We start from the raw sequence: 24494 nt of genomic DNA, 5'->3' as shown, positions 1-24494 counted from the left end.
CCTACAACTTCAGGATACATTCGCGGCGATCCTGCCCCGTCCCGGTGGCGCGGACCGGAGGTGACGGGTGAGGCAGGACCGCGGGCACGAAGATATCCGGCTTCCGCTTGCCTCAAGCTGGCGTCGCATCCACGGCTCCGTGGCGCGCGATCTCGGCGTCGCGATTCTGTCCGGCCGCCACGCGCCGGGGGATGTTCTGCCCGGGGAGATCGAATTCTCGGAGCAGCTCAAGGTGTCCCGCACCGCCTATCGCGAGGGGATTCGCATCCTGAGCGCCAAGGGCCTCGTGGAGAGTCGCCCGCGCACCGGGACGCGCGTGAGCCAGCGCAGCCGCTGGAACCTGCTCGATCCCGACATCCTGGCCTGGGCTTTCGAGGCGGAGCCGAGCGAGGCGTTCATCCGCGACCTGTTCGAGTTGCGCATGATCGTCGAGCCGGCCGCCGCCGCCCTGGCGGCGGAGCGGCGCTCGGGCCTCGACATCGCCCGGATGGGCCACGCCCTGGAGGAGATGGGCCGCCACGGCCTCGCCACCGAGGCGGGCCGGGCCGCCGACCAGGCCTTCCACAACACGATTCTGGAGGCGGCGCGCAACGGGCCGCTGATGGCCCTGTCGAGCTCCATCGCGGCCGCGGTCACCTGGACCACCATCTTCAAGTACCGGCAGCAGGACAAGCCGCGGGATCCGATGCCCGACCACCGCGCCCTCTACGACGCGATCGTGGCGGGCGACCCGGAGGTCGCCCGCGCGGCGATGACCGCGCTGGTCCGGCTCGCCCTCGCCGATACCGAGATGGCCCTGCGGCCCTGAGCGTCCCGGTTTCCGGTGGGCGGGCCCTCCGGCGGGTGTCGGGGCGGAGCCCGGACAGCCTCGGTTTCCGTCCGGCGGCGAGGCGCCCTGCACCCGCGGCGGGTCCCGGACCTGTCGGATCCGGCACCCTCCCCCTTCAGTGGTTGTCGCGCGGCAGCCCGCTGGTCTGCGCGATCCGCTGGAAGCGCTCGGCGCCTTCGAGGATGGCACCCGTGTGCATCTGCCCCACGGCGGCGCGCTGCATCGCCTGCCAGGGCGTCTGCGAGGCCGGATGGGCGTAGCCGCCTGCGGCTTCCAGGGCCGCGCGCCGCCGGGCGATCTCCTCCGCGTCGACCAGCATGTCGGCGGTGCCGCGGCGCAGGTCGACACGCACCCGGTCGCCGGTGCGCAGGAGCGCGAGGCCGCCCCCCGCCGCCGCCTCCGGCGAGGCGTTGAGGATCGACGGCGAGGCCGAGGTGCCGGACTGGCGACCGTCGCCGAGGCACGGGAGGGCGTGCACGCCGGCCCGGATCAGCCGCGCGGGCGGGCGCATGTTCACCACCTCGGCGGCCCCGGGATAGCCCACCGGCCCGGCGCCCCGCATCACCAGCAGGGTCTCCGCGGTGATGCCGAGGCTCGGATCGTCGATCCTGTGGTGGTAATCCTCGGGTCCGTCGAAGACCACGACCGGGCCCTCGAAGGCGTCCGGATCCTCCGGGTTCGCGAGGTAGCGGTCGCGGAATTCCGCGCCGATCACGCTGGTCTTCATCACCGCCGCCTCGAACAGGTTGCCGCGCAGCACCAGGAACCCGGCGGCCTCCTTCAGGGGCCGGTCGATCGGCCGGATCACGTCCTCGTCCTCGATCACCGCGCCGCGACAATTCTCGCCGATGGTGCGCCCGTTGACCGTGCGCGCGCCCTCGCGGATCAGGCCGCGGCGCATGAGCTGCGCCACCACGGCGGGCAGGCTGCCGGCGCGGTAGTAATCCTCGCCGAGATAGGCGCCGGCCGGCTGCAGGTTCACCAGCAGCGGCACCTCGAGCCCGTAAGTCTGCCAGTCGGTGACGTCGAGGGCGACCCCCATGTGCCGGGCGATGGCCGCGAGGTGGATCGGCGCGTTGGTGGAGCCGCCGATCGCCGAGTTGACCACGATGGCGTTCAGGAAGGCGTCGCGGGTCAGGATCTCGGAGGGCTTCAGGTCCTCCGCCACCATCGCGACGATGCGCTTGCCGGTCCGGTAGGCGGCCTCCTGCCGGTCGCGGTAGGGCGCCGGGATCGCCGCCGAGCCCGGCAGCATCATGCCGAGGGCCTCGGCGAGCGTGTTCATGGTCGTGGCCGTGCCCATCGTGTTGCAGAAGCCGGTCGAGGGCGCCGACGAGGTCACGAGCTCGATGAAGCCGTCGTGGTCGATCTCGCCCGCCGCCAGCATCTCGCGGGCCTTCCAGACGATCGTGCCGGAGCCCGTGCGCTGGCCCTTGAACCAGCCGTTGAGCATCGGGCCGACCGACAGGGCGATGGCCGGGATGTTCACCGTGGCGGCCGCCATCAGGCAGGCCGGGGTGGTCTTGTCGCAGCCCGTGGTCAGCACCACCCCGTCCAGCGGGTAGCCGTAGAGCAGCTCCACGAGGCCGAGATAGGCGAGGTTGCGGTCGAGGCCCGCGGTCGGCCGCTTGCCGGTCTCCTGGATCGGGTGGACCGGGAATTCCAGCACGATCCCGCCCGCCTCGCGGATGCCCTCGCGGATCCGCTCCGCCAGGACGAGGTGATGGCGGTTGCACGGCGAGAGGTCCGAGCCCGTCTGGGCGATGCCGATGATCGGCTTGCCCGCGCGCAGCTCGTCCAGGCTGAGGCCGAAATTCAGGTAGCGCTCCAGGTAGAGCGCGGTCATGTCGATGTTGTCGGCGTTGTCGAACCACGCGCGCGATCGCAGGGGCCGGGCGGTCGGGGCGTCGGTCATCGGTGGGTCCGGTGGGCGGGGCTGGTCGAGAACCGATAGGTGATCGTGTTCCGGTAGGTCTGGCCGGGGTCGAGCCGGGCCGAGCCGAAGGCCGGCTGGTTCGGCGTGTCGGGGACGAGTTCCGGCTCCAGCGCCAGGGCGTCCGACTGCCGGTAGGCGAGTCCGGACTTGCCCACGGCGGTCGCGTCGAGGAAGTTGCCCGCGTAGAACTGCACGCCCGGCTGGTTGCTGCCGATCTCCAGGATCCGCCCCGAATGCGGATCCTCCACGCGGGCCACGGGATGGGGGTCGGCGGTGGGCGCGTCCGTCACCATCCAGTTGTGGTCGTAGCCGTGCCCGCGCGCGATCTGGACGTCGCGGCCCGCGCGGATGCGGGCGCCGATCACCGCGGGCTTGCGGAAATCGAAGGGCGTGCCCGCCACCGGGAGGTGCGCGCCGGTGGGGATCAAGGTGGCGTCGACCGGCGTGTAGCGCTCCGCCGGGATGGTCAGGACGTGGTCGAGGATCGAGCGGCCCGCGCCTTCGCCCGCGAGGTTGAAGAAGCTGTGGTTGGTCAGGTTGACGATGGTCGGCCTGTCGGTGGTGGCCTCGTAGGTGACGGTGAGCGTGTTCGCCTCGTCCAGCCTGTAGGTGGCGGTCGCCGTCAGCGTGCCGGGATAGCCCTCCTCGCCGTCCGGGCTGACGTAGCGCAGGGTGACCGAAGGGGCCGTGCCGCCCGTCACGGCGGTGATCGTCCAGAGCCGCTTGTCGAAGCCGGCGGCGCCGCCGTGCAGGGCGTTGGGGCCGTCGTTGGTGGCCAGCGCGTAGGTCTGCCCGTCGAGGGTGAAGCGGCCGGCGCGGACGCGGTTGGCGTAGCGCCCCACGCTCGCGCCGAAATAGTTGGGCTTGGCGAGGTAGCCGGCGAGGTCGTTGTAGCCGAGCACGACGTCCGCCGGCGTGCCGGCGCGATCCGGCACGTCGAGGGTCCGCAGCAGCGCGCCCCACGAGAGGATCCGGGCCGTGACGCCCTTGCCGTTGGTCAGCGTCACCTCCTCGACCGTACGGCCGTCCGGGAGGGTGCCGAACACGGTCCTGACCGGCTCGGCCGCCTGGACCAGGGCCGGAATCGCCACGCCGGCGCACAGTGCCACGAGTCCCATTCCCCGCATCGCATCCTCCCCTGTCGGACCCCTCCGCCGTGCCGATCCTGCGCCGGCGCCCGACGGGAGCGCGGTTGACGTCCGCGAATCCGCTATATACTCAGACAAATGATGCGGACGATGCGGTGCCCCGTCAAGACGGCCCAGCAAGGGAGAGGACGCGCTCGATGGCGGGACCGATCGCGGGCGCCGGGACAGCCGCGGCCCGGGCGGGCGAGGCCGCCGCGGGCGCCCGGGGCAGCGCCCGCCGGGCCCTGTCGCTGCTGGCCAGCCTCTTCTTCATGTGGGGCTTCATCACGGTCATCAACAACACGCTGCTGCCGCACCTGCGCAGCGTGTTCGACCTCGACTACACGCAGACCACGCTGATCGAATCCGTCTGGTTCATCGCCTACTTCGTGGCCTCGATCCCGGCGGCGGCGCTGATCGCCCGCATCGGCTACCAGCGTGCCCTGGTGAGCGGCCTCGCCATCATGGCGGCCGGCACCCTCGGCATGGTCTGGGCGTCGCATGCGGTCTCGTACGGGATCACGCTCACCGCGCTGTTCGTGATCGCCAGCGGCATCACCCTGCTGCAGGTCGCCGCCAACCCCTACGTGGCTGTCGTCGGGCCGGCCGAGAGCGCCCCGGCGCGGCTCAACCTCGTGCAGGCGTTCAACTCGCTGGGCACCGCCCTGGCGCCCCTGTTCGGCGGCTACCTGATCCTCGGCCGGTCCGCCTCGGGCAACGCCGCCGCCGGCACCGTGCTGACCCCCGCCGAACGCCTCGCGGACGCGCAGTCGGTGCAGCTCCCCTACCTGATCGTGGCGGCGATCCTGGTCGTCCTCGCCGTGGCTATCGCCCGGTTCCCGCTGCCGGCGATGGGGGGCGAGGCGGGCGCCGCCCGGGACGCCGGGGCCGGGCGCACCGGCCGGGCGCTCTGGCGCCACCGCAACCTCGTGCTCGGCGTGCCGGCGATCTTCATCTACCTGATCGCCGAGATCGGAGTGTCGAACCTGTTCATCAGCTTCGTGGCGCTGCCCGAGATCGGCGATCTCACCCACGCCCAGGCCGCGCGGTACCTGTTCCTGCTCTGGGGCGGGATGATGGTCGGCCGTTTCGTCGGCAGCTACCTGATGCAGGGCCGGTCGGCCGAGACCGTGCTGGCCGGGGCGGCGCTGGGCGCCTGCGCGGTGATGCTGGTGGCAGCCTTCGCCAGCGGGCCTCTGGCGATGTGGGCGCTGATCTCCGTGGGGCTGTTCCACGCGATCATGTTCCCGACGATCTTCACCCTGGGGATCCGCGGCCTCGGGCCGCTCACCGAGGCGGGGGCGGGGCTGCTGATCATGGCGATCGCCGGCGGCGCCCTGGTGGTGGTGCAGGGCTGGGCGGCGGACCGGTTCGGGCTGCAGCACTCCTTCCTTATCACCGCGGCCTGCGAACTCTACGTCCTGTTCTACGCCCTCTGGGGCTGCCGGCCGAGCCTGCCGGACCGGCGGGCCGCGGGCGCCTGATCGCCGGCCGAACGGAGAGTCCCGACATGGATCCGCAGACCCGCATCGTCGCCCGCGCGGCACGCGACCGTCTCGGCGAGGGGCCGATCTGGGTTCCGGAACGGGCGTGGCTGTTCTGGGTGGACATCGAGGCTCCGGCCCTGAACTGGCTCGACCTCTCCGACGGCGCGACCGGCAGGCGGACCTTCCCGGAGCCCCTCGGCTGGATCATCCCCCGGGCCGGACGGCGGGACTTCGTCGTCGGGCTGAAGAGCGGGTTCGCCACCTACGATCTGGAGGCCGACCGCCTCGTGCCGATCGGCGACCCGGAGCCGGACTACCCCGACAACCGTCTGAACGACGCCAAGGTGGACTTCGCCGGCCGGATCTGGGCCGGGAGCATGCATCAGGCCGAGACGACGGTTGCCGGCGCCCTGCACCGGCTCGACCCCGACCTCACGTGGCAGCGGATGGACGGCGAATACGGGGTCGCCAACGGGCCGACCTTCAGCCTCGACGGCCGGGTCATCTATCACAGCGACAGCGCCGCCCGGACGGTCTACGCCTTCGACCTCGCCGCGGACGGGACGCTCTCGGGCAAGCGGGCCTTCCTGCGCTTCCCGGACGATTGGGGCTGGCCCGACGGGATGACCACCGATGCCGAGGGCTGCCTCTGGATCGCCCATTGGGGCGGCGGCCGGATCAGCCGCCTGGATCCGGAGGGCCGCCTGATGCGGGTGGTTCCCCTCCCCGCCCCCAACATCACGAGCTGCGCCTTCGCGGGCGAAGAACTCGACCGCCTGTTCGTCACCTCGGCTGCCCGGGGCGCCGAGGACGTGCCGGAGGCCGGGGCGCTGTTCGAGCTCGATGTCGGCGTGGTCGGATTGCCGCCGCGCGCTTTCGGGGGCTGAGCGCGAATCCGCCCGGTTCGGTCCGGCGCGGTCCTCGCGCGTTGCGGTCCTGGGCCGGTCGCAGGAACGTGTGCGGGCCTCCCCCGGATGGGGGATGCGCCACCGCGGCGCGGCCTCTACGGTCGCGGCATCTCCGAGACGAGACTCCACTCATGCCCGCCCGGCCCGTGCCGCGGCGGGCTTTTTCCTCTGCCCGGCGGGCCACGGCAGGACCTGCGCCGTCCGCGCGCCGGTGGGCGTGCCCTGCGGTGTGGTGATACCGATTCTCGGGCGATAAGTGTCGGTATTGGCCATATCGACAGGACTATTGGCACTCGGCCCGCAGCTTTATATCCGATCCGGACGGCTTTAAACTGGTCGATCGGACGAGTCCGCGTCCGGGCTGCGCGCGGCGCCGCGCGTCCCAGGCGCGCCGGCCCTGCCGGAGGGGGCTCGAGGTGACGATGGGCCAGATGACGATCAAGGACGTCGCGCGGCGGGCCGGCGTGAGCTTCCAGACGGTCTCCCTGGTCCTGAACCATCCCGAGAAGGTCGCCCGGACCACCCGCGAGACCATCGAGGCCGCCATGCGCGACTTGGAATTCGTGCCGAGCCTCGCGGCCCGCTCGCTGCGCAAGAAACTGAGCCGCAGCATCGCCTGCGTGTTCGCCGTGGGGGCCCGACCCGGCGACGCCGACGGTCTGGTCCAGGGGGCCGACGAGGGCCTCCTCCTGCAGGCCTTCGCCACCGTGACCGACCAGCACGGCTACACGCTGATCCACCGGCGCTGGTGCCGCGACGATCCGGACGGCCTGAGCCGGATCACCGGCCTCGTCAGCGAGGCCCGGGTCGACGGCATCGTGGTCTTCGCCGACCAGCGCGAAGACCCGCTGATCGGGCTGCTGCAGGCCAAGCGCTTCCCCTTCGTGGTTTTCGGCCTCGACATGCCCGGCGCGCATTGCGCGGTGCGGGCAGAGCGCGACGCAATCTACGAGGCGGTGCGCTACCTCGCCCGGACGGGCAGCCGGTCGATCTGCTTCTTCAAGGGCGAGCGCGACGGGCGGAGGACGCCGACCGTCGCCGAGCGGTTCCGGGGCTACCGGGAGGCCCTGGCCGAGGCGGGACTGCCCCTGCGCGACGACCTCGTCGTCCCGTGCGACTGGACCTCCGAGAGCGGCCACCGCGCGACGCTGCGCCTTCTCGACCGCCCGGATCGGCCGGACGCGATCGTGGCCGCGGACGACCGGGTGGCGTTCGGGGTGCTGAAGGCGCTGCACGACCGTGGCGTCCGCGTCCCCGGGGCGATCCGGGTCGTCGGCTTCGACAACTGCGTCCAGAGCGCCTTCACGATCCCGAGCCTCACCTCGATCGAGGGTCCGACCCTGGAGATGGTCCGGTTCGCCTTCGCGACGCTGGTGGAGGTCGTCGAGGGCACGCGCGGGCCGGACGACCTCGCGCAGCGGCAGTTCCCCACCCGCCTCGTCGTCCACGACTCCACAGGCAGCACGGGACGGGCGCAGCTCTAGCGGGCCCTCTGAACAGGCTGCCTCGGCAGGTCGTAGAGGCGTTCCGGCGTCCGCCTCCGCGAGGGCAGCGAAGCAATCCAGGACCGCGCGATTTCGGGGCGCGCGGGCGCTGCCGGGTTGCGCTCCTGCGCCCGCAAGGTTGGGCAGGAGCCTGACGGAGCCTCACTCCGCGGCGAGGACCGGATTGTCCTCTCCGCGCCCGAACTGGGCGGCGTGCAGGCGGCTGTAGGGGCCGCCGGCGGCGAGCAGCGCCGCGTGCCGGCCCGCCTCGACCACCCCGCCCTCCCCCAGCACCACGATCCGGTCGGCGTCCCGGATGGTGGCGAGGCGGTGGGCGATCACCAGGGTCGTGCGCCCGCGGGCGAGTTCGGCGAGCGCCCGCTGGATCTCCCGCTCGGTCTCCGTGTCGAGCGCCGAGGTCGCCTCGTCGAGGATCAGGATCGGCGGGTTCTTGAGGAACACCCGCGCGATGGCGATGCGCTGCTTCTGCCCGCCCGACAGGCGCACGCCGCGCTCGCCCACCACGGTGTCGAGCCCCTCGGGCAGGCTGTCGAGGAGCGCGCCGAGCCGGGCGCGCCGGGCGGCCGCGTCGATCTCGGCTTCGCTGGCGTCGAGGCGGCCGTAGGCGATGTTCTCCCGGATCGTGCCGGCGAACAGGAACACGTCCTGCTGCACGATGCCGATCTGGCGGCGCAGGCTCGCCAGGGCGATGGCGCGGATGTCGATCCCGTCGACCGTGATCCGGCCGGCCTCGACCTCGTAGAAGCGCGGCAGCAGGGCGCAGAGGGTGGTCTTGCCGACCCCCGAGGGGCCCACGAACGCCACCGTCTCGCCGGCCGCTACCGCGAGGTCGAGATCGGCGAGGACCGGGCGGCCGGGGCCGTAGCCGAAGCCCACCCCCTCGAAGCGGATGTCGCCGCGTAAGGCCTCCACCGTGCGGGCGTCCGGCCGGTCGGTGATGTCGGGCTCGGTGGCCAGCAACTCCTGGTAGCGGCGGAAGCCCGCCACGCCCTTCGGGTAGGTCTCGACCACGGCGCCGATCTTCTCCAGCGGCCGATAGAACACCCCGACCAGCAGCAGGAAGCCCACGAAGCCGCCCGGCGTCAGCTGGCCCCGGACCACGAAGGCGGCGCCGCCCAGCAGAACCGCGATCTGCACGAGGCGCAGGCCGAGATAGTTGATCGACAGGCCCGCCGCCATGAGCCGGTAGGCCTCGAGCTTGGTGTCCCGGTAGCGGGCGTTGTCGAGGGCGAACAGGGCGCGCTCGTGGGGCTCGTTGGCGAAGGCCTGCACGACCCGCATCCCGCCGACATTCTCCTCGATCCGGGCGTTGAAGGCCCCGACCCGGCCGTACTGCGTCTGCCAGTTGCGCGTCATGCGGCCGCCGTAGCGGATCGACACGAAGGCGATCAGCGGCAGGATCGCCGCCGTGATCAGCGCCAGCGGCGCGTGCACCATGAGCATCAGCGCGAAGGCGCCCAGCAGCGTCATCACGGCGATGAACAGGTCCTCGGGGCCGTGATGGGCGACCTCGCCGATCTCCTCCAGATCCTTGGTCACGCGGGCGACGAGGTGGCCGGTCTTCTGGCCGTCGTAGAAGCGGAAGGAGAGCTTCTGCAGGTGGTCGAAGGCCCGGGCCCGCAGGGTGGTCTCGATGTTGATGCCGAGCACGTGGCCCCAGTAGGTGACCACCACCATCAGCCCGGCATTGGCGACGTAGACCAGCGCCAGGGCCGCCGCGGCGAGCACGATCAGGCCCCAATCCTGCCGGGGCAGGAGGCTGTCGATGAAGCCCTTGACGGCGATGGGGAAGCCGAGCTCCAGCAGGCCCGACAGCACCGCGCAGCCGAAATCGACCAGGAACAGGGTCCGGTACGGCCTATAATAGGCGAGGAAGGCCTTCAGCATCGCGCGGCTCGGATCAGCGTTGGGCGGCGCACGCGACCGGGCAGAGCGCACCGCAGGACGGCACACCCGGCAGGCGGTGGCGCAGGCAGCAGACGCGCCGCCGCCGGCAGCCCGACGCCGCCGGGGAGAGCGCCTGCGCCAGGGGGCTCCTAGCGCAGCCCGGGCCGGTGCGCCATCCGAGGCAGGCCGCGACGTCGTCACAGGCCGAGGCACGGCCGGCGGGACAGGTGGCGGGACAGGCGAGAGCCGCGCCGGCCCCGTTCCCCTCTCCCTCCCCGAGCGGAGTCCCGAGCTCCCGGGCGACGTGGTCGAGGATCACCGCGGCGTTCCCCCAGAGGACCCGGGGGGCGATCCCGCAGCGGGCGTGGCACAGCTCTACGAACGGGCGCAGATGCGCCTCCACGAGGCCGCTAAGCCCCGGCGGCGGGCAGGCGGCGCATCCGGCCCCGTCGGCCGGCAGGCGGAAGCGGCACGGACGGCCCGCCGCATCGAGCTCCAGGCTCAGCGCGTCGAAGGCGAGCGGCAGCGGGCGGCCGAGGCGGACCAGGGCGGTCAGCGCCGGGGTCGCCAGGGCCGCGAGGTAGTACTGGCTCCAGTACGAGACCCGCACCCGCGGATCCGCGTTCCGGAACGCCGCGCCGAACCCGGCCCCGAACGCCGCCAGGGTCGCGTCGAACACGTCCGCGTCGCGCAGGGCGCCGAGGGGCAGCGCCCCCGGGCCGCCGGGGCCGGCGGCGACCCCATCCCGGTAGGCGGCCAGGGAGGCGGGCACCTGGGCGGCGACCTGGGCGGCGACCTCGGCGGCGATCCGGCCGGTCATCGCGCCGCCCCGGCGGTCCGCAGGGTCCGGTCCACCGCGACGGCGAGCCAGCCCACCGCGGCGGCGTAGAGCGGAAGGGTGGCGGCGAAGTAGCCCGGCCAGCCGATCCAGCCGGCGAGCGCCGGGGCGGCGACCCGCAACGGCATGGCGGCGAAGAAGGCCGCCCCGAACAGCAGCGCGTAGTCGGTGGCCGGCTGCGGCCCCTGGGCCCAGCGGTAGATCATGTTGAACACCGGGACGCCGAGGAACCCGCCCGCGACGAAGCTCAGAACCGTGGCGGCGACCGCGAGATCCGCCATCCCGCCCGCGCAGGCGCCGGCCATCAGTCCCCCGGAGGCGAGGACGCCGAGCGCGCCCGCGGCGATCAGCCGGACCGTACCGAACCGCGCCGCGAGCCCCCCCGCCGCCAGCGCCATCACGAGGTTGACCGCCGGCAGGACGGTGCCAGTCAGGAAGCCGACCTGCGCGAGCGGCACGCCGAGATCGAGCAGGGCCAGGGTGTTGGGCCCGGACAGCAGGTAGGCGGCGGCGAAGTAGGCCCCGAGCGCCAGCACCCGTCCCGCCAGCCGCCGCAGCCGTACCAGCGGACCCGAGAGCCGCTCCGGGGCGATCCCGGCGTCCCGCAGCCGCGCCTCCGGGTAGCCCAGGATCGGCAGCAGGCAGAGGAGATCGAGGGCCGCGCAGGCCAGGACCGCCCCGCGCCACCCGAGACTGTCGTAGGAACCGACCAGCACGCCGACCCCCAGGATGCCGCCGAGGGAGGCTCCGCACAGCTTGGCCGAGGCCATGGAGGCGCGCCGGTCCGCCGGCACGGTCTCAACCACCAGGGCCTCGAGGGCGATGTCCATGGTCGCCACGCAGGCGCAGGCGGCGATCGCCAGGGCGAGAAGCGCCAGGAGCGGCCAGTGCGCGCCGAAGCTCAGGGTGATCAGAAGGACCACCGCCCCGACCTGCGCGGCGGCGATCCAGCCGATCCGGTGCGGGAGGCCCGGCAGGCGGATGCGGTCGAGGGCGGGGGCCCACAGGAAGGTCAGCCCCACCGGCAGGTTGATGAGCTGCAGCAGGCCGACCTCGGCGAGATCCACGCCGCGCGCCCGCAGGATCAGCGGCGCCCCGCCGGACAGGAAGCCGAGGGTCGCCCCGAAGGTCACGTACAGGCAGAAGAACGGCGCGAGCGGGCGCAGGCCCGCCACCCGGTCGATGGCCCGGATGCCGAGGGCGGAATCGGCGGAGCCGGTCACCGCGACCGACATTCCGCGCCGAGCGATGCGGCAGCCCGGGGAGTGTAGTTTATAATCACACTAATCTGTTGATATTCATCAGCTTTTGTTGTTCTAAGGACGTCGGTCCCGGCGATCAAGCCGCTGCGCGGTCCGATCGGGGTTCCGGACAGGGCGCGGGCGCTCGAGCCGCCGTCGCATTGCGGATCGGGCTCCGGGGCCGTCGTCGTTCCGCTGGTTCGGAAGAGCAGCGCTTCAGGATGACACGCGCCCCTGTCCCGCGCCCCTGTCCCGCGGCCCGAACCCGAGTCCCGGGGCGCGCCGCCAGGGCGGCGGGTTCTGGGCCGCCGATCCCGGCCCGACCGATCCGGCCAGCAACGGGCGCGCGCCCGCCGTTAACCCTTCATCAACCATGTCCCGGGCAGATTTTCCCATGGAGGGACGGGCCATGACGCGACGCCGGGATTTCGACGCCCTGAGCGAGGCGCAGATCGCCGCGGGGCGCACGCAGAAGCGCTGGGTCGAGGCGAAGGCGCAGTTTCGCCCGGTCGCGCCGCAGGCCGTGACCGAGCTGCTCGATACGATCCAGCACGTGGCCGAGGCCGCCACCGGCGAGCGCAGCTTCCTGCACCTGCGCCCCGGAACCGGGCGCACCCGCGAGCACTGAGCGGACGCGCGTCGTCCGAAGCCCGCGGCCTCTGACCGCGATGCCGGATGGCGGGCGCCTCGGGACCGGCAACGGGCAGCTCGGCCCCGCCGAGGCCCGGCATCAGCGTACGTCCGCATCCGCGTGGGCGACACCGCGATCGGCGTGAGCCCGGAGGTCGCCGCCCGGGCCTTCGTTCCGTCCGTCACCACGAAGCCGCTCGGCCAGGGCGCCGGCCTCGGCCTCTCGATGATCGACGGGTTCGCCGGGCCGTCGGAGAGCCATGTGGAGGGCCACGTGGAGGTCCATGTCCGGATCGCCTCGCTCGCAGAGACGCCGGGCAAGGATGACGGGCAGAAAGGCGGGCAGGAAAACCGGATCAGGCTCCGGTTCGCGCGCCCTCCTTGGCGACTGTCCCGGTCACCTGCCGGACGTCCCGCTTGACCTCCCGCCACGTCCGCCACGGTTCCAGGTTCGACAGGGCCATCCGGCGCGCCCCGATCCAGCCGAGGCCGAGCGCCACGATCAGGAAGGGTGTCGCCACGATCAGCGCCGCCGGTGCCTCGGAACCCAGCAGCACGGCCAGCAGCTTCACCACGGCGTCGAGGCCGAGGAAGAAGGTGACGATCAGCAGGATCGGGATCGTCCCGACGATCGCGACCAGCGACACAAGGGTCCGGACGTTGCCGTCGACCTCGGTCCGCGCCAGCGTCAGCAGCGTCTCGACATGGGCCGCCCCCTGGCGCAAGGCCGCGACCAGCAGGGCCAGGGTTCCGTCGGGTGCGTGGCGCATGGTGCGGATTCGTCCTCTAGGTCTGTCTCTGGCGCGCCCCGGCCAACGGGGCCGCCAGCGGAAGCGTTCCGCCCGCACGGTTCAAAGCCACAGCAGCACGGCGCCGAGGAGCAGCAGCGTCGCGGCGGCCGCCAGCATGACGGCCCGGTTGACGCCGGCCCGGTCGTCCGGGCCCGCGAGCGGCGGCACCATCGGGGCCGCGGGGCGTTTCGCCGCCGGTGCTGTGACCGCGCCGCCGCCGTCGGCCGGCCGGACCGGCGGGGCGGGCTCGGATTCGGGGGCCGGGAGCACCAGCGATGGCGCGACCGGCCGCTCCACGGGCGGCCCGAAGGCGTCGGGCTCGACGCTCACGCCCGCCGTCTCAAGCTCGAGCATCACCAGGACGAGGGCATCGACGTCCATCTGCTCCACCGGCAGCGCGGCCCGCAGGTCGTCCGCCGAGAGGCCGCCCCGGGCCCGCCCGAGGGCGATCAGGCGGTCGAGCGTCCCGCGATCGATGGTCTGCGACATGCCCGCCTCCTCCGCGTCCCGCCCACCGCGAACCCCCTACAGGAGAACCCGTCACGCCGGCCGCGGTTTACCGGACGCCCGGAGCCCGTGCGCCCGTCGGAGCCGTCCCGGCCCCCGGTATGCCGGATCGCCCCGACGTCCGAACGGCGTTCGATGGTTCAGCGCCGTTGCGCTGGCGGCGCGGTTGAGCTAGGGAATGGCCACGGCCAGCACCCGTAGCTCAGCTGGATAGAGCGTTGCCCTCCGAAGGCAAAGGTCACACGTTCGAATCGTGTCGGGTGCGCCAATTTTCTTGATGATTTCGATCGCAATCGTACTGTGGCGTTGATTGCCCTGGTGATCAGCGGGCGACCAAGCGCTCACGTATCCTCGTGCCCCGAATGGATCTGTCCGGGGGATGGAGCGTCCTAGGCAAGTGGGCGGGCCGGTCTTCAAGGGCCGCCGGGGGCATCGGACCAACGGCTCCCCGGCTCCTGTCCTTCGTTTCGGAGATCTGGTCGCACCGGGAGTCGAAAATTCGAATCGGCCATTGACCAGACAGGCGGGCCGGACGTGTCGACACGCTGGTATCCCACCTCGGGCCAAGACGAGCGACGCCCGCCGGCGGCTGAAGATGCGTAGCTGGTGACTGGCCACGTGCTGCGGCTCAGCTCCGAACCGGCATCAGGCTTGGGACGAGGCCGATGCCGCTTCGCTCTCCCACCCGGCTGCGCGACATCGGCCTCTGCTGCGGCGTTCACGCGAAGCGGCCGATGGGTGCTGTACTGGACGCCGATCCAGAGGGGGCGCCTGCGGGTGGGCACGGTCCGGCGGCGGTCGCGACGGTGTGCGGGGTCCGTGACTCCTCGAACCGCGCGGGGCTCAGGGAGCCGGGTGCAGGCGGCCGGCCTTGTTGACCTGTTCGATGACGCGGGGCAGCTCGGCCGCACCATCGGCGAAGGCCTCGAACGCCATCGGATCTACGTCCTCGACTGGAAGCGTCTTCCTGACGCGGTCAGCCTGGGCGCGGTCGTCGGGAGCGCCGCGTCGACCCCGCGAACCGACCCGCCCGGGCTCGGTCAGGACCGTCCGACCGCCTCGGCCGCGTATCGACGACCACGGTCCGTCTGTGGGTCAGGCCTGGCGCCGGACGACGCGCGATGGCCGTGCGCGGCGCCGCAACGGGGAGGTGGCCGTCGATGGAGCGGCTGGGCGCGTCACCGACCGGCCTCGGACGTGCCCGGCTAGGCCGGCATCCGACCGTCCGGCGTGTAGCGGTCGACGGCCTGCGGAAGCTCCTTGGAGAGCCGGGAGAGCAGCTCCTCGCGCGAAAGGCCGGTGCGTTGCGTCAGGGCGGCCATCACGTCGGGCCCTATGGCGTGTTCCAGGTGCTGCGGCGCGATCTCCTGGTTGGGCCCCTGGTTGACCCAGGACTGCGCTGCGGCCCCGTGGCCGGCTTGATGGAAGCGTTCCAGCATCTCGCCGAGGCCGTTGTTCAGGAACCCGCCAGGGGCCGCGGCGCGCTGGTTGCCGAGGAGGCCGCCCAGGAGGCCCCCGAGTCCGCCCGCGGACGCCGTCGGAGCTCCGGCCGGAGCGGGGGCGCCCTGTCCGGACCCGCCCAGAAGCTCCGCGAGCTTGTCCCTGTTCTGGTAGCCGGCGAGGGCGAGAAGACCCAGGAGGGCCGTCATCGAGGGGTAGCCGTCACTCATGGCTCGTCTCCGGTTCGTCTCGGCGGGTCCGGGCGCGCCCGCCGGATCGTTCGGTGTTTCAAACGCGCGCGGATGCCAAACGGATGCCGGGAAGGCGGTCCGAGCGAAGGGCGCGACGAGCGCCCTCAGCGGTGTACCGCCACCATCCAGACGGCCATGGCGACCATCATCACGTTCTCGGTGAGCGAGACGAAGCCGAGCGGCACCTTGCTCGACCCGCCGACGCAGGCGCACGCGATGTCGCGCTTGTCCACGTAGACCGCCTTGAACACCGAGACCGCCCCCACCGTGCCGATGAACAGGGCCACCGGAATGGACAGCCAGTTCAGGGACCCCGCCACCATCAGGATACCGGCGATGCCTTCGAGGAACGGGTAGGCGTAGGCGTAGCGGACCCAGCGCTGGCCGAGCAGGTCGTAGCCGAGGAACATCGAGGAGAAGGACTCGACATCCTGAAGCTTCAGGAGGGCGAGCACGCACATGCTGAATGCGATGAACCACTCGGCCGCACGCATCGTCAGCGGCGTGCCGTCGGCGGCGTAACTCGCCGCCAGGGCCATCAGCGCCGTCATCGAGAACACCGCGATGACGGGCGTGTACGTCGGTTCGTCCGGGGCGTCGGCGGCCTTGCCGAAGTGGCGCTGCAGGTCGTCGAAGCCGCCGACGCGCGCGCCGCCGATGAAGGTCTGCGGCGTCGACTTGACCTGGTGCTCGGCCTTGAAGCGGTCGGTCGCCTCGCGGGTGGTCAGGAGGTGGTCCTCGACCGCGCAGCCCTGGCGTTCGAGGAGATCCTTGGCCTTCAGGCCGTAGGGACAGGTGTGTTCGGGGGTGACCATCCGGTAGAGGGTGGCCCTGCGGGCGTCTTGCATGTCGGTCTCCTGCGCGGTCGGGACCTGCATCGGGGAAGCGGTCCGGGACCGCCCCGGCCGGCGGTCCCGGAGGCGACGGCTACTTCCCGTGCCGCTTCAGCCACGCCTCCATGGCGGAGATCTCCGCGGTCTGATCGTCGATGATCTTCCGGGCCATCGCCGTGGTGGCGGGATCCTTGGCGTGCTTCAGGGCGATTTCGGCCATGGCGACCGCGCCCTTGTGGTGCGGGATCATGTGCGTGCGGAAGTCGACGTCGGGGTCGCCGGTGTAGGGGACGTCCATGTCCTTCATCATCGCCGTGTCGGCGGCCTTGAACGCCCGCGACGAGACGTCGTCCTTCAGGTTCGGCTTCATCGAGCCCCTCTCCTTCGCGGACATGGAGCCGTGGTCGTGCAGGCCCTGCGCGCGGGCGGCGCCGGCCAGCCCGGTCGACAGCAGGGCGGCGGCGAGGATGCGCAGGTGCGTGGTGCGGAGGCGCGTGCGGCGGAGGTGCGTCATGGGTCGTCCTTTCTCGACGGGGATCAGTGGAACGTGCCGCTGGCGGTCCCGCCGTCCGGACCGGTGAGCTGCACGGCGCCCCTCGGGCCGGCACCCAGCGCCGTCGCGGCCTTGCCGGTGAGGCGGTTGCCGTCGGCGGGCTCCAGTGGGACCCGGGTCGGCTTGCCGCCGACGACGAGGATGGCGGTGCCCTTGAAGCCGGCTGCCGGGACCGGCCTCTGGCCTTCGTCGGACAGGAACACGTCGACGGTCTCGCCCCTGGCGACGAGCTCGACGTGGAACGTGCCGGCGTCCGTCACCCGGCCGCCGTGCCGGCCGGCGGTTTCGTGCGCGGAGGCGGCGGTGGCGGCGAGCAGGCCGGCGGCCAGGGTCACTCTCGGTAGGATCACGCTCGTATCTCCTCTGGGATCAGTAGGCCTCGGCCGGGCGCGGGGGCGCGCCGTCCGGGGATGGATGGGCCGGCGCCCCGGCCTGCAGGGCGCGCAGCCGCTCCAGGGGCCGGGCACCGAAGCGCAGGAACAGGACGGGGGTCAGGACGGTGTCGAGCAGCGTCGCGCTGACGAGGCCGCCGAAGATCGTCACCGCCACCGGGTGCAGGATCTCCTTGCCGGGGCTCGCGGCGTCGTGGAGCAGCGGCGCCAGCGCCATGCCCGCTGACAGCGCCGTCATCAGCACCGGGGTGAGGCGCTCCAGGCTGCCGCGCAGCACGAGGTCGGGCCCGAACGGCACCCCCTCGTGCAGCGACAGGTTCAGGATGTGGCTGATCTTCAGGATGCCGTTGCGCGCCGCGATGCCGGTCAGCGTGATGAAGCCGATCATCGACGCCACCGAGAGCGGCTGGCCGACGAGCCACAGGGCCGCCACCGAACCGATCAGGGCGAGCGGCACGTTGCCCATGATGATGAGCGCCAGCGCGGCCGAGCGGTAGCGGCTGAACAGGAGGGCGAAGACGAGCGCCAGGGACAGGCCGGACAACGCCGCGATGGTCCGGCTCGCCTCCTCCTGCGCCTGGAACGTGCCCTCCAGGCTGGTGAAGAAGCCCGGCGGCAGGGGCTCGGTCGCCACGGCCTGGCGGATGGCGGCCACGACGGTGCCGATATCGCTCGCGCCGTCGGTGTTGGCCTGGACCACGATGCGGCGCCGGGCGTTCTCGCGCAGGATCTGGTTCGGGCCGTCGGTCTCGCGGATGTCGGCGACCTGGCGCGCCGGCACCCAGCCCGAGGGCGTCTCCAGGAGCAGGTCGCCCAGGCCCGCGGTGGTCCGGCGGTCCTCGGACAGGCGCAGCACCATGTCGAAGCGGCGCACGCCGTCGACGACCGTCGAGACCACGCGCCCATTCGAGAGGCGGCTGATCTGCTCGACGATTGCGGCCGGCTGCACCCCGTAGAGGGCCGCCCGGGTATAGTCGACGCGGACCTCCAGCTGCGGGATGCGCGCCTGCCGCTCGACCTGCAGGTCGGTGAGCCCCGGGATCGCCGCCATCCGGTCGCGCAGGGCATTCGCGACCCGCCGCAGGGCGTCGAGGTCCTCCCCGTACACCTTCAGCGCGATCTCGGCGCGCACGCCCGACAGCATGTGGTCGAGTCGGTGCGAGATCGGCTGGCCGACGTTGACCGCCACCGGCAGGGCCGCCAGGCGTCCGCGGATATCGGCGACCAGGGCCGCCTTGTGTCGCTCGGTACCCGGGTCGAGGGCCACCTCGATCTCCGAGGAATGGACGCCCTCGGCATGCTCGTCGAGCTCGGCCCGGCCGGTGCGGCGGCCCACCGCCTTCACGCCCGGGATGCCGAGGAGCAGCGTCTCGGCGATCAGCCCGACCCGGTTGCTCTCGGCGAGCGAGATGCCGGGGTTGAAGGTCATGTTGACCGTGAACGAGCCCTCGTTGAACGGCGGCAGGAAGGCCCGCGGCAGGGTCCAGGCCACCACGCCTGCGGCGGCCACCGCGCCCGCGACCGTGCCGACCAGCAGGCCCTGGTGCCGGAACGCGACCCGCAGCAGGACGGCGTTGCCGCGCTTGAGCAGCGTCAGGAGGCGGCTGTCGGGCGCCGCCGGGTGCCTGAGCCCCGGCAGCAGCAGGGAGGCCAGCGCCGGGGTCAGGGTGATGGAGGTGAGCAGGCTCGCCAGGATCGAGATGATGTAGGCCTGCCCCAGCGGGGCGAAGAGCCGGCCCTCGATACCCGACAGGGCGAAGAGCGGCACGAACACCAGGATGATGATGAGCGTGGCGTAGACGATGCCCGAGCGGACCTCGTTCGAGGCCTCCACCACCACCTGGAACACGCTCCTCGGGTTGCCGGCCCGTCGGTTCTCGCCGAGCCGGCGGTGGATGTTCTCGACGTCCACGACCGCGTCGTCGACGAGCTCGCCCATGGCGATGGCCAGCCCCCCGAGCGTCATCGTGTTGATGGACAGTCCGAACAGGTGGAACACCACCGCGGTCGTCAGCACCGAGACCGGGATGGCCAGCAGCGAGATGGCCGTGGTGCGCCCGTTCAGCAGGAAGGCGAACAGCACCACCGCCACCACCAGCACGGCTTCGACGAGGACGCGCTCGACGTTGCGGATCGAGGTCTCGATGAAGTCGGCCTGACGGAACAGGACCTGGTCGGCCCGGATGCCCGCCGGCAGGGCCGGGCCCATCGCCGTCAGGGCGGCCTCGATGCTGCGGGTGAGCCGCACCGTGTCGACGTCCCGCTGCTTCTCGACCGAGACGATGACGGCGGGCTTGGCCCTGTAGCCGGCGTCGCCGCGTTTCACCTTCGCGGCGAAGGAGACCTCGGCGACCTGCCGCAGGGACACGGGCGCCTCGTTGACGGTCGCGACCACGAGGTTGCGCAGGTCGTCGAGGCTCATGGTCCGGCCGATGTTCCGGATCAGGTACTCGCGCGCGTTCTGGTCGGTGAAGCCGCCGCCGGCGTTGGTGCCGAACTGGGCGAGCGCGGTCTCCAGCTGGGCGTTCGTCACCCCGAGCGCGCGCATCGCCGCCGGATTCGGGCTGACCCGGAACTGGCGCACCTCGCCCCCGATCGGGATGACCTGCGCGACGCCCGGGATGGTGAGCAGCCGCGGCCGGACGGTGAAGTCGGCGGCCTCGCGCACCTGCATGGGGGTCGCGGTGTCGCTCGTGACCGCCACCAGCAGGATCTGGCCCATGATGGAGGAGATGGGCCCCATCACCGGCGTGACGCCACGCGGAAGCTGGTCCTGCACCAGGGCGAGGCGCTCCGCGACCTGCTGCCGGTTCCGGTAGATGTCGGTGCCCCAGTCGAACTCGACGTAGGTGATGGACAGGCCCACGCCCGAGACCGAGCGCACCCGGGTGACGCCCGGCAGCCCGTTCATCCGGGTCTCGATGGGGTAGGTGACGAGTTGCTCGACCTCCGGGGGGGCGTAGCCCTCCGCCTCCGTCATGACGGTGACGGTCGGCCTGTTGAGGTCGGGGAAGACGTCGACGGGCAGCCTGACGGCGGTGAAGGCGCCGTAGAGCACCAGCACCGCGGCGAGCGCGAGGACGAGCAGGCGGTTGCGGACCGACCGGCCGACGAGGAACGTGAACATCGGCGGCCTCCTCAGCGGACCTGATCGAGGAGCTCGGCGCCCTGGGTCACGACCCGCTTGCCCGGTCCGACCCCTTCGGCGATGAGGACGCGGCCGCCGTCGAGGGGCTCGATCCGGACCGGCCGCGCCTCGAAGCGCTCGGCGGAGGTGTGCTCGTAGACGACGTCCTGCCCGTTGCCGGCGCGCACGACCGCCGCGCGCGGCAGCGCCAGCCCGGTCTGCTCCGTGTCGGTACCGGCGAGCACGGTGACGAACTGCCCGACCCGCAGGCCGGAGGCGTCGCCCTGGACGGCGAACTGCACCGGGATGGCCTGGTTGCGGTCGGCGAGGCCCGAGCCCTGGTAGGCGAGCTTGAGGGTGCGGCCGTCGGCGAGCCGCGCCGTGGCGTCCTGCGCGGGCGTCAGGGCGTCGAAGCTCAGCGCCTCGACCCAGAGGCGATTCGGGTCGACGACCTGGAACACCATCTGCCCGGGGCTGGCCATCTGCCCGGCCACCGCCGCAGCCTGCGCGACGACGCCGTCGACCGGCGCCACCAGGGGCTCGGGCTGTTGCCGGATCTTGTCGAGGGCCGCGCGGCGGTCCTGCAGGCCCTTCAGTTCGGCGACCGCGTCCTCAAACTGGCTCTGGGGCACCGCGGCGGTCGTGGCCAGGCGCTTGTAGCGGTCGACCCGGCGCTCGACGATGGAGATCTGCTGGTCGAGGTCGCCTTGGGTCTGCCGCATGTCCGAGGCGTCGACCGCCTGGATCGGCGGCGTGACGGTCGCCAGGACCTCGCCCTTGCGCACCCGCGTGCCGAGGCGGGGGAACGGGCCCGGCGGCGGCGGCGCCAGCCGACCACCGACCGAGGATTGCACGACGCCGCTGGCGTTCGGGTCGGGGATGATGCGGCCGGGCAGCGCGACCGAGCGGTGGAAGATGCCCGTCTCGGTCACGGTGGTGCGCAGGACCAGCAGGCGCTGCGTCGGCTTCGGCACGAACACCGAACCGTCGGGCAGGCGCTGCGCGAGGTCCGACGCGGCGGGCGCGCCCGGCCGCGGCTCGGCCAGCGCGGCCCCCTGCACGGGGGCGCCGTGATCCGCGGCGTCATGATCCTCGGCGCCGTGCGCGAAGGCGGCGGTGCCCAGCACGAGGGTGATGCCGATGGCGACGAGCGCCACCGCCGGGACGCTGCGGCGGCCCCGGGCGAGCCCGGTCGTGAGCATGCCGAGCAGGAAGGCGACGGCGACCGCGCCGAAGAGGGCCGGGTCCTTCTTGCCGAGGCGCTCGCGGATGCCGCGGGCGATCGTCGAGACGCGCGACGTCACGGCCTGCATCGACGCTGCCGAGGAAGCCGTCGGGTCGGTAGACGCCGTCGCCTTTCCGCCCGGGACGGTGACCGCGACTGCGAGGATGTCGACGTCCTCGCCCGCCGTGACGGTGGCGGTAAACGCGTGCCGCCCGGGCTTCGACAGCCACGGGGCCGGCAGCGCGTAGCCGCCCTCGGGCGTGGCGGTCGCTGTCCTCGGACCCTCGGGCGTCTCGACCTCGACCGTCGCGCCGGTCACCGGTTCGTTCGTCTGGAAGCGGTCGAGGAACAGGGTCAGGATGCCGTCGCGCGGGACGGCGACGAGCTCGAAGGCCTCGGTGAGGGCCTCGCCGCGCGGGGCGATGGTCTTCGAGACGGGCGGCTGGCCGGCGCCGTGGTCGTGGCCCTCGTGGGCGCGCGCGGGCCCGGCCAGCACGGCGGCCAGCAGCGCCACCGCGCCGAGGGCGGCGGCAGGACGGATCGACATGGGAACGGTATCCTTGCGGTGGGGATGCCGGGCGCGGCCACGGACGGGCGCACCTCGGGCGTCGCGCGCCTCAGGCGCGCCTCATCTCACGCGCGGGTTCGTGGGGGCTCGGGCAGGGCCTCGGGGCCGCTGCCGGCGCGGCCGACGACGTCGCGCGGGATCAGCGTGACGGCCCGGAACAGGGACGGCGACAGGGCGTAGGGCCCGGCGAGGACGCCGGTGGCGCAGCAGGTCATCGTCCCGCAGCAGCGGGTCCTGCAGCCCAGACGGCAGCAACCTTCCTCGGTCGGCTCGATGCGCGCCGCCTCGACGGTGGCGAGCGCGACCCTGGACCACGCGGGCGCCCCGGCGGTGACCGCCGGCTTCGCCGGCACGGCCGTGGGGGGGACCACCTTCGGCCGCGCCGCCATCACGTGATGGCCGTGATGGCCATGGCCCTCGTGGGCCTGGACGGCGGACGGCGCGACGTAGGCGATGATCGCGAGGATCACGGCCGCCATCAGGCGCAGGGTCTGCCGGTCGAGGCTCATGGGGAGGGTCTACACCGGTTCGGGGGGCAGGACCATGTCCGCGGATCGGACGCGCATCCGGGAAGGCCGGTTCGGTTTCCGCTCCGCGGCTTCAGGCAGCGGCGGGCAGTGGCTCCGCCGGGTAGCCCGCCGCCGCGATGGCGTGGGCGATCCTCCCGGCCGGTCCGGCGGCGCCCGACACGGTCACGAGCTTGGTCCCCAGGTCGACCTGCACCCGGGCGCCGGGTTCGATGGCCTGAACGGCCTTGGTCACGGCTCTGGCGCAGCCTCCGCACCCCATCTTGTCGACCTTGACGCGGACCATGACGCTCTCCTGCGGATACCGTCCCGACGAGATGGGGCTTCCCACCGCTGGAAGGTCAAGGCCCCCGGATCCGTGGAGCCTCAAGGATCTGGGCCGCCGCGTTCTCCGGCGCTGTCGCGTCGCCGGGTCGTCCCGTCCGGGGGGCGGCGCCGCGCTCAGGTTCGCCGGGCTCACACGTAGCGGATCAGCCCCGCGAAGCCCTCGTCCATGTGGTCCTGATGGTGGCAGTGGAAGAAGGTCGCACCGGGGTCGTCGGCGACGAGGTCGATCTCCGCCTTGGAGAAGCGGGGCAGGCTGATCGTGTCCTTCATCAGCCCCGACATGGGCTGGTCGCCGACCTTCGTGACCTCGAACGTGTGGCGGTGGATGTGCACCGGGTGCTCGTCGCCGCTGTGGTTGTCCATGACGAGGCGGTAGCGCTTGCCCCGCTGCACCGTGAACAGCGGATCGGTGTCGGGCCAGGACTTGCCGTTGATCGTCCAGCGGTTGTAGCCGCCGCGGCCCCCGGGGATCTTCTCGAACCGCAGGGCGATGGTCTCGTCCGGCGCGGCCGCCGCCCGGTCCCGGGCGAAGGCGGCATAGCGCCAGTCGTCCCGCTGCGGCTGGACCCATTGCGGTTCGCCCCGCCGGTTCGCGTACTCGACGACCACGGCCATGCCCATGCCGCGCTCGACGTCCTTGGTCGAGCCGAGCACCCAGACGCCGGGGTTGTTCATCTCGACGAGGACGTCGGCCCGTTCCGCCGCGTCGAGCTTGAGCACCTCGACGGAGGCCTGGACCGGCACGGCATTGCCGTCGAGCGCGACCACCTGGAAGCGGTGACCAGGCAGGGCGAGCGAGATGCCCATGCTCGCGTTGGCGTTGAGGATGCGGAACAGCACCCGCTCGCCCTCGCGGACCCGGACGGGCTCGCCGTGGCCGAGCATCCGGTCCCCCAGCGTCGCCGAGCGGTACATCGCCTCCAGGCCGTTGTCCGGCGGCGGCCCCTTCTTCAGGTCCTGCACGCTGACCCAGTGGCCTTCCCAGGTGTGGGACGCCAGGAGAACCTCGCGGTCGTAGCGGCCGGGGTCGCCCGCCGCCGGCTCCACGATCAGGAAGCCGAACTCGCCCGAGTAGGTGCTCCGGGTCAGGTCCTCCATGGCCATGGCGTGGCTGTGGTACCAGCGCGTACCGGAGGGCTTCGGCGTGAACGCGTAGACCAGCGACCCGCCCGGCGCGATGATGGGCGAGCCTTCCTCGCTCGCGCCGTCCTGCTCGGGCGGGAGGTGCAACCCGTGCCAGTGGACGAGGTTGGGATAGCCGCTGTCGTTGACGACGTTGATGCGGACCGGCTCACCCTCCTTCAGGCGCAGGACGGGCCCCGGGACGGCGCCGTTGTAGGCGGTCGTGCGGATGACCTTGCCGGGGGCGATCTCGTGCGAGACCGGCGCGATCTGGAGGGTATGGTCCGCGCGCGCCTCCGCGGCGCGGCCGGAAACCGGCGGGATCGTGAGGCCGAGCGCCGCGGCTCCGCCAGCGCCAAGGAGCTGGCCAAGAACCTGGCCAAGGACCTCGCGACGGTCCGGGTGAGGCCTGCGGACGGGCATCGTGGCGTCCTTGTCGCGAC

Annotated in this window: 21 protein-coding genes and 1 tRNA gene; 6 read left to right on the top strand and 16 right to left on the bottom strand. The window is 72.5% G+C overall.

The window, feature by feature from the left end; translation table 11 throughout:
* The first annotated feature begins 67 nt into the window (after positions 1 to 67).
* Positions 68 to 808, top strand: coding sequence for a FadR/GntR family transcriptional regulator (locus tag MKK82_RS34260; RefSeq protein WP_238293666.1), 741 nt, complete (start codon positions 68 to 70; stop codon positions 806 to 808).
* A 136-nt stretch (positions 809 to 944) separates the two neighbouring features.
* Here MKK82_RS34260 and MKK82_RS21000 read toward each other — a convergent pair whose 3' ends face one another.
* Together MKK82_RS21000 and MKK82_RS20995 are read right to left on the bottom strand one after the other, a co-directional pair.
* Entirely contained in the window at positions 945 to 2744 is a 1800-nt protein-coding gene (locus MKK82_RS21000; RefSeq protein WP_243986747.1) for an IlvD/Edd family dehydratase, read from the bottom strand.
* Positions 2741 to 3892 carry an aldose epimerase family protein gene (locus MKK82_RS20995; protein ID WP_243986746.1) on the bottom strand — a complete coding sequence of 384 codons (1152 nt, stop codon included), beginning with the start codon at positions 3890 to 3892 and terminating at the stop codon, positions 2741 to 2743. The genes MKK82_RS21000 and MKK82_RS20995 overlap by 4 nt, the downstream gene beginning before the upstream one ends.
* A gap of 158 nt (positions 3893 to 4050) precedes the next feature.
* Here MKK82_RS20995 and MKK82_RS20990 point away from each other — a divergent pair, with 158 nt between their 5' ends.
* The 3 genes from MKK82_RS20990 (at position 4051) to MKK82_RS20980 (ending at position 7771) form a co-directional block, all read left to right on the top strand.
* Positions 4051 to 5376, top strand: a complete 1326-nt coding sequence (locus MKK82_RS20990) for a sugar MFS transporter (protein WP_243986745.1) — start codon at positions 4051 to 4053, stop codon at positions 5374 to 5376.
* Positions 5377 to 5402: 26 nt separating this feature from the next.
* Positions 5403 to 6266 carry an SMP-30/gluconolactonase/LRE family protein gene (locus MKK82_RS20985; protein WP_243986744.1) on the top strand — a complete coding sequence of 288 codons (864 nt, stop codon included), beginning with the start codon at positions 5403 to 5405 and terminating at the stop codon, positions 6264 to 6266.
* Between the two features lie 443 nt (positions 6267 to 6709).
* Positions 6710 to 7771 carry a LacI family DNA-binding transcriptional regulator gene (locus MKK82_RS20980; RefSeq protein ID WP_243986743.1) on the top strand — a complete coding sequence of 354 codons (1062 nt, stop codon included), beginning with the start codon at positions 6710 to 6712 and terminating at the stop codon, positions 7769 to 7771.
* A 162-nt stretch (positions 7772 to 7933) separates the two neighbouring features.
* Here MKK82_RS20980 and MKK82_RS20975 read toward each other — a convergent pair whose 3' ends face one another.
* The 3 genes from MKK82_RS20975 to MKK82_RS20965 are packed head-to-tail and all read right to left on the bottom strand — an operon-like array spanning position 7934 to position 11740.
* Positions 7934 to 9679 (bottom strand): ABC transporter ATP-binding protein, encoded by a 1746-nt coding sequence (locus tag MKK82_RS20975; protein ID WP_238292375.1) that lies wholly within the window; start codon positions 9677 to 9679, stop codon positions 7934 to 7936.
* A gap of 13 nt (positions 9680 to 9692) precedes the next feature.
* Positions 9693 to 10499, bottom strand: coding sequence for a siderophore-iron reductase FhuF (fhuF, locus tag MKK82_RS20970; protein ID WP_243986742.1), 807 nt, complete (start codon positions 10497 to 10499; stop codon positions 9693 to 9695).
* Positions 10496 to 11740, bottom strand: a complete 1245-nt coding sequence (locus tag MKK82_RS20965) for an MFS transporter (RefSeq protein ID WP_243986740.1) — start codon at positions 11738 to 11740, stop codon at positions 10496 to 10498. Before MKK82_RS20965 ends, fhuF begins: the two co-directional genes overlap by 4 nt.
* A gap of 427 nt (positions 11741 to 12167) precedes the next feature.
* Here MKK82_RS20965 and MKK82_RS20960 point away from each other — a divergent pair, with 427 nt between their 5' ends.
* A complete protein-coding gene (locus MKK82_RS20960; RefSeq protein ID WP_238292381.1) occupies positions 12168 to 12386 on the top strand; it encodes a hypothetical protein in 219 nt (72 codons plus the stop codon).
* 358 nt (positions 12387 to 12744) lie between these two features.
* Here the strand turns inward: MKK82_RS20960 and MKK82_RS20955 are convergent, their stop codons facing one another.
* Positions 12745 to 13158 (bottom strand): phage holin family protein, encoded by a 414-nt coding sequence (locus MKK82_RS20955; RefSeq protein ID WP_243986738.1) that lies wholly within the window; start codon positions 13156 to 13158, stop codon positions 12745 to 12747.
* An 81-nt stretch (positions 13159 to 13239) separates the two neighbouring features.
* Positions 13240 to 13668 carry an RNA polymerase sigma factor region1.1 domain-containing protein gene (locus tag MKK82_RS20950; RefSeq protein WP_243986736.1) on the bottom strand — a complete coding sequence of 143 codons (429 nt, stop codon included), beginning with the start codon at positions 13666 to 13668 and terminating at the stop codon, positions 13240 to 13242.
* Positions 13669 to 13877: 209 nt separating this feature from the next.
* Between MKK82_RS20950 and MKK82_RS20945 the strand changes: the two genes are divergently transcribed.
* Positions 13878 to 13954: transfer RNA gene (locus MKK82_RS20945), tRNA-Arg, on the top strand.
* 937 nt (positions 13955 to 14891) lie between these two features.
* On the opposite strand, the gene MKK82_RS20940 is transcribed toward MKK82_RS20945, so the two are convergent.
* From MKK82_RS20940 to MKK82_RS20900, 9 genes are all read right to left on the bottom strand, one after another.
* Positions 14892 to 15356: a YidB family protein gene (locus MKK82_RS20940; RefSeq protein ID WP_243986734.1), complete on the bottom strand. Its 465-nt coding sequence runs from the start codon at positions 15354 to 15356 to the stop codon at positions 14892 to 14894.
* Between the two features lie 125 nt (positions 15357 to 15481).
* Positions 15482 to 16225 carry a glutaredoxin gene (locus tag MKK82_RS20935; RefSeq protein WP_243986732.1) on the bottom strand — a complete coding sequence of 248 codons (744 nt, stop codon included), beginning with the start codon at positions 16223 to 16225 and terminating at the stop codon, positions 15482 to 15484.
* A 79-nt stretch (positions 16226 to 16304) separates the two neighbouring features.
* A complete protein-coding gene (locus MKK82_RS20930) occupies positions 16305 to 16724 on the bottom strand; it encodes a DUF305 domain-containing protein (protein ID WP_243986731.1) in 420 nt (139 codons plus the stop codon).
* Positions 16725 to 16747: 23 nt separating this feature from the next.
* The gene (locus tag MKK82_RS20925) at positions 16748 to 17113 is read right to left on the bottom strand and encodes a hypothetical protein (RefSeq protein ID WP_243986729.1); all 366 of its coding nucleotides are present in this window, start codon (positions 17111 to 17113) and stop codon (positions 16748 to 16750) included.
* A 19-nt stretch (positions 17114 to 17132) separates the two neighbouring features.
* Positions 17133 to 20282, bottom strand: a complete 3150-nt coding sequence (locus tag MKK82_RS20920) for an efflux RND transporter permease subunit (protein WP_243986727.1) — start codon at positions 20280 to 20282, stop codon at positions 17133 to 17135.
* 11 nt (positions 20283 to 20293) lie between these two features.
* On the bottom strand, positions 20294 to 22054 hold the full coding sequence (locus MKK82_RS20915; RefSeq protein ID WP_243986725.1) for an efflux RND transporter periplasmic adaptor subunit: 1761 nt from the start codon (positions 22052 to 22054) through the stop codon (positions 20294 to 20296).
* Positions 22055 to 22140: 86 nt separating this feature from the next.
* The gene (locus tag MKK82_RS20910) at positions 22141 to 22584 is read right to left on the bottom strand and encodes a hypothetical protein (RefSeq protein WP_243986723.1); all 444 of its coding nucleotides are present in this window, start codon (positions 22582 to 22584) and stop codon (positions 22141 to 22143) included.
* A gap of 91 nt (positions 22585 to 22675) precedes the next feature.
* Positions 22676 to 22888: a heavy-metal-associated domain-containing protein gene (locus MKK82_RS20905; protein ID WP_243986721.1), complete on the bottom strand. Its 213-nt coding sequence runs from the start codon at positions 22886 to 22888 to the stop codon at positions 22676 to 22678.
* A 170-nt stretch (positions 22889 to 23058) separates the two neighbouring features.
* Positions 23059 to 24474 (bottom strand): multicopper oxidase family protein, encoded by a 1416-nt coding sequence (locus MKK82_RS20900; protein ID WP_243986719.1) that lies wholly within the window; start codon positions 24472 to 24474, stop codon positions 23059 to 23061.
* Positions 24475 to 24494: the final 20 nt, after the last annotated feature.

It is taken from the genome of Methylobacterium sp. E-046 (assembly GCF_022829625.1).
Lineage (GTDB): Bacteria > Pseudomonadota > Alphaproteobacteria > Rhizobiales > Beijerinckiaceae > Methylobacterium > Methylobacterium longum.
This window is presented reverse-complemented; position numbering and strand designations above follow the sequence as displayed.

Bases quoted from the DNA above. Each gene is read 5' to 3' on its own strand.
- MKK82_RS20900 (WP_243986719.1), bottom strand. From the start codon at position 24,474: ATGCCCGTCCGCAGGCCTCACCCGGACCGTCGCGAGGTCCTTGGCCAG.
- MKK82_RS20980 (WP_243986743.1), top strand. From the start codon at position 6,710: ATGGGCCAGATGACGATCAAGGACGTCGCGCGGCGGGCCGGCGTGAGC.
- MKK82_RS20960 (WP_238292381.1), top strand. From the start codon at position 12,168: ATGACGCGACGCCGGGATTTCGACGCCCTGAGCGAGGCGCAGATCGCC.
- MKK82_RS20955 (WP_243986738.1), bottom strand. From the start codon at position 13,158: ATGCGCCACGCACCCGACGGAACCCTGGCCCTGCTGGTCGCGGCCTTG.
- MKK82_RS20995 (WP_243986746.1), bottom strand. From the start codon at position 3,892: ATGCGGGGAATGGGACTCGTGGCACTGTGCGCCGGCGTGGCGATTCCG.
- MKK82_RS20990 (WP_243986745.1), top strand. From the start codon at position 4,051: ATGGCGGGACCGATCGCGGGCGCCGGGACAGCCGCGGCCCGGGCGGGC.
- MKK82_RS20975 (WP_238292375.1), bottom strand. From the start codon at position 9,679: ATGCTGAAGGCCTTCCTCGCCTATTATAGGCCGTACCGGACCCTGTTC.
- MKK82_RS20905 (WP_243986721.1), bottom strand. From the start codon at position 22,888: ATGGTCCGCGTCAAGGTCGACAAGATGGGGTGCGGAGGCTGCGCCAGA.
- MKK82_RS20930 (WP_243986731.1), bottom strand. From the start codon at position 16,724: ATGACGCACCTCCGCCGCACGCGCCTCCGCACCACGCACCTGCGCATC.
- MKK82_RS20940 (WP_243986734.1), bottom strand. From the start codon at position 15,356: ATGAGTGACGGCTACCCCTCGATGACGGCCCTCCTGGGTCTTCTCGCC.
- MKK82_RS20910 (WP_243986723.1), bottom strand. From the start codon at position 22,584: ATGAGCCTCGACCGGCAGACCCTGCGCCTGATGGCGGCCGTGATCCTC.
- MKK82_RS20935 (WP_243986732.1), bottom strand. From the start codon at position 16,225: ATGCAAGACGCCCGCAGGGCCACCCTCTACCGGATGGTCACCCCCGAA.
- fhuF (WP_243986742.1), bottom strand. From the start codon at position 10,499: ATGACCGGCCGGATCGCCGCCGAGGTCGCCGCCCAGGTCGCCGCCCAG.
- MKK82_RS21000 (WP_243986747.1), bottom strand. From the start codon at position 2,744: ATGACCGACGCCCCGACCGCCCGGCCCCTGCGATCGCGCGCGTGGTTC.
- MKK82_RS20915 (WP_243986725.1), bottom strand. From the start codon at position 22,054: ATGTCGATCCGTCCTGCCGCCGCCCTCGGCGCGGTGGCGCTGCTGGCC.
- MKK82_RS20950 (WP_243986736.1), bottom strand. From the start codon at position 13,668: ATGTCGCAGACCATCGATCGCGGGACGCTCGACCGCCTGATCGCCCTC.
- MKK82_RS20920 (WP_243986727.1), bottom strand. From the start codon at position 20,282: ATGTTCACGTTCCTCGTCGGCCGGTCGGTCCGCAACCGCCTGCTCGTC.
- MKK82_RS20985 (WP_243986744.1), top strand. From the start codon at position 5,403: ATGGATCCGCAGACCCGCATCGTCGCCCGCGCGGCACGCGACCGTCTC.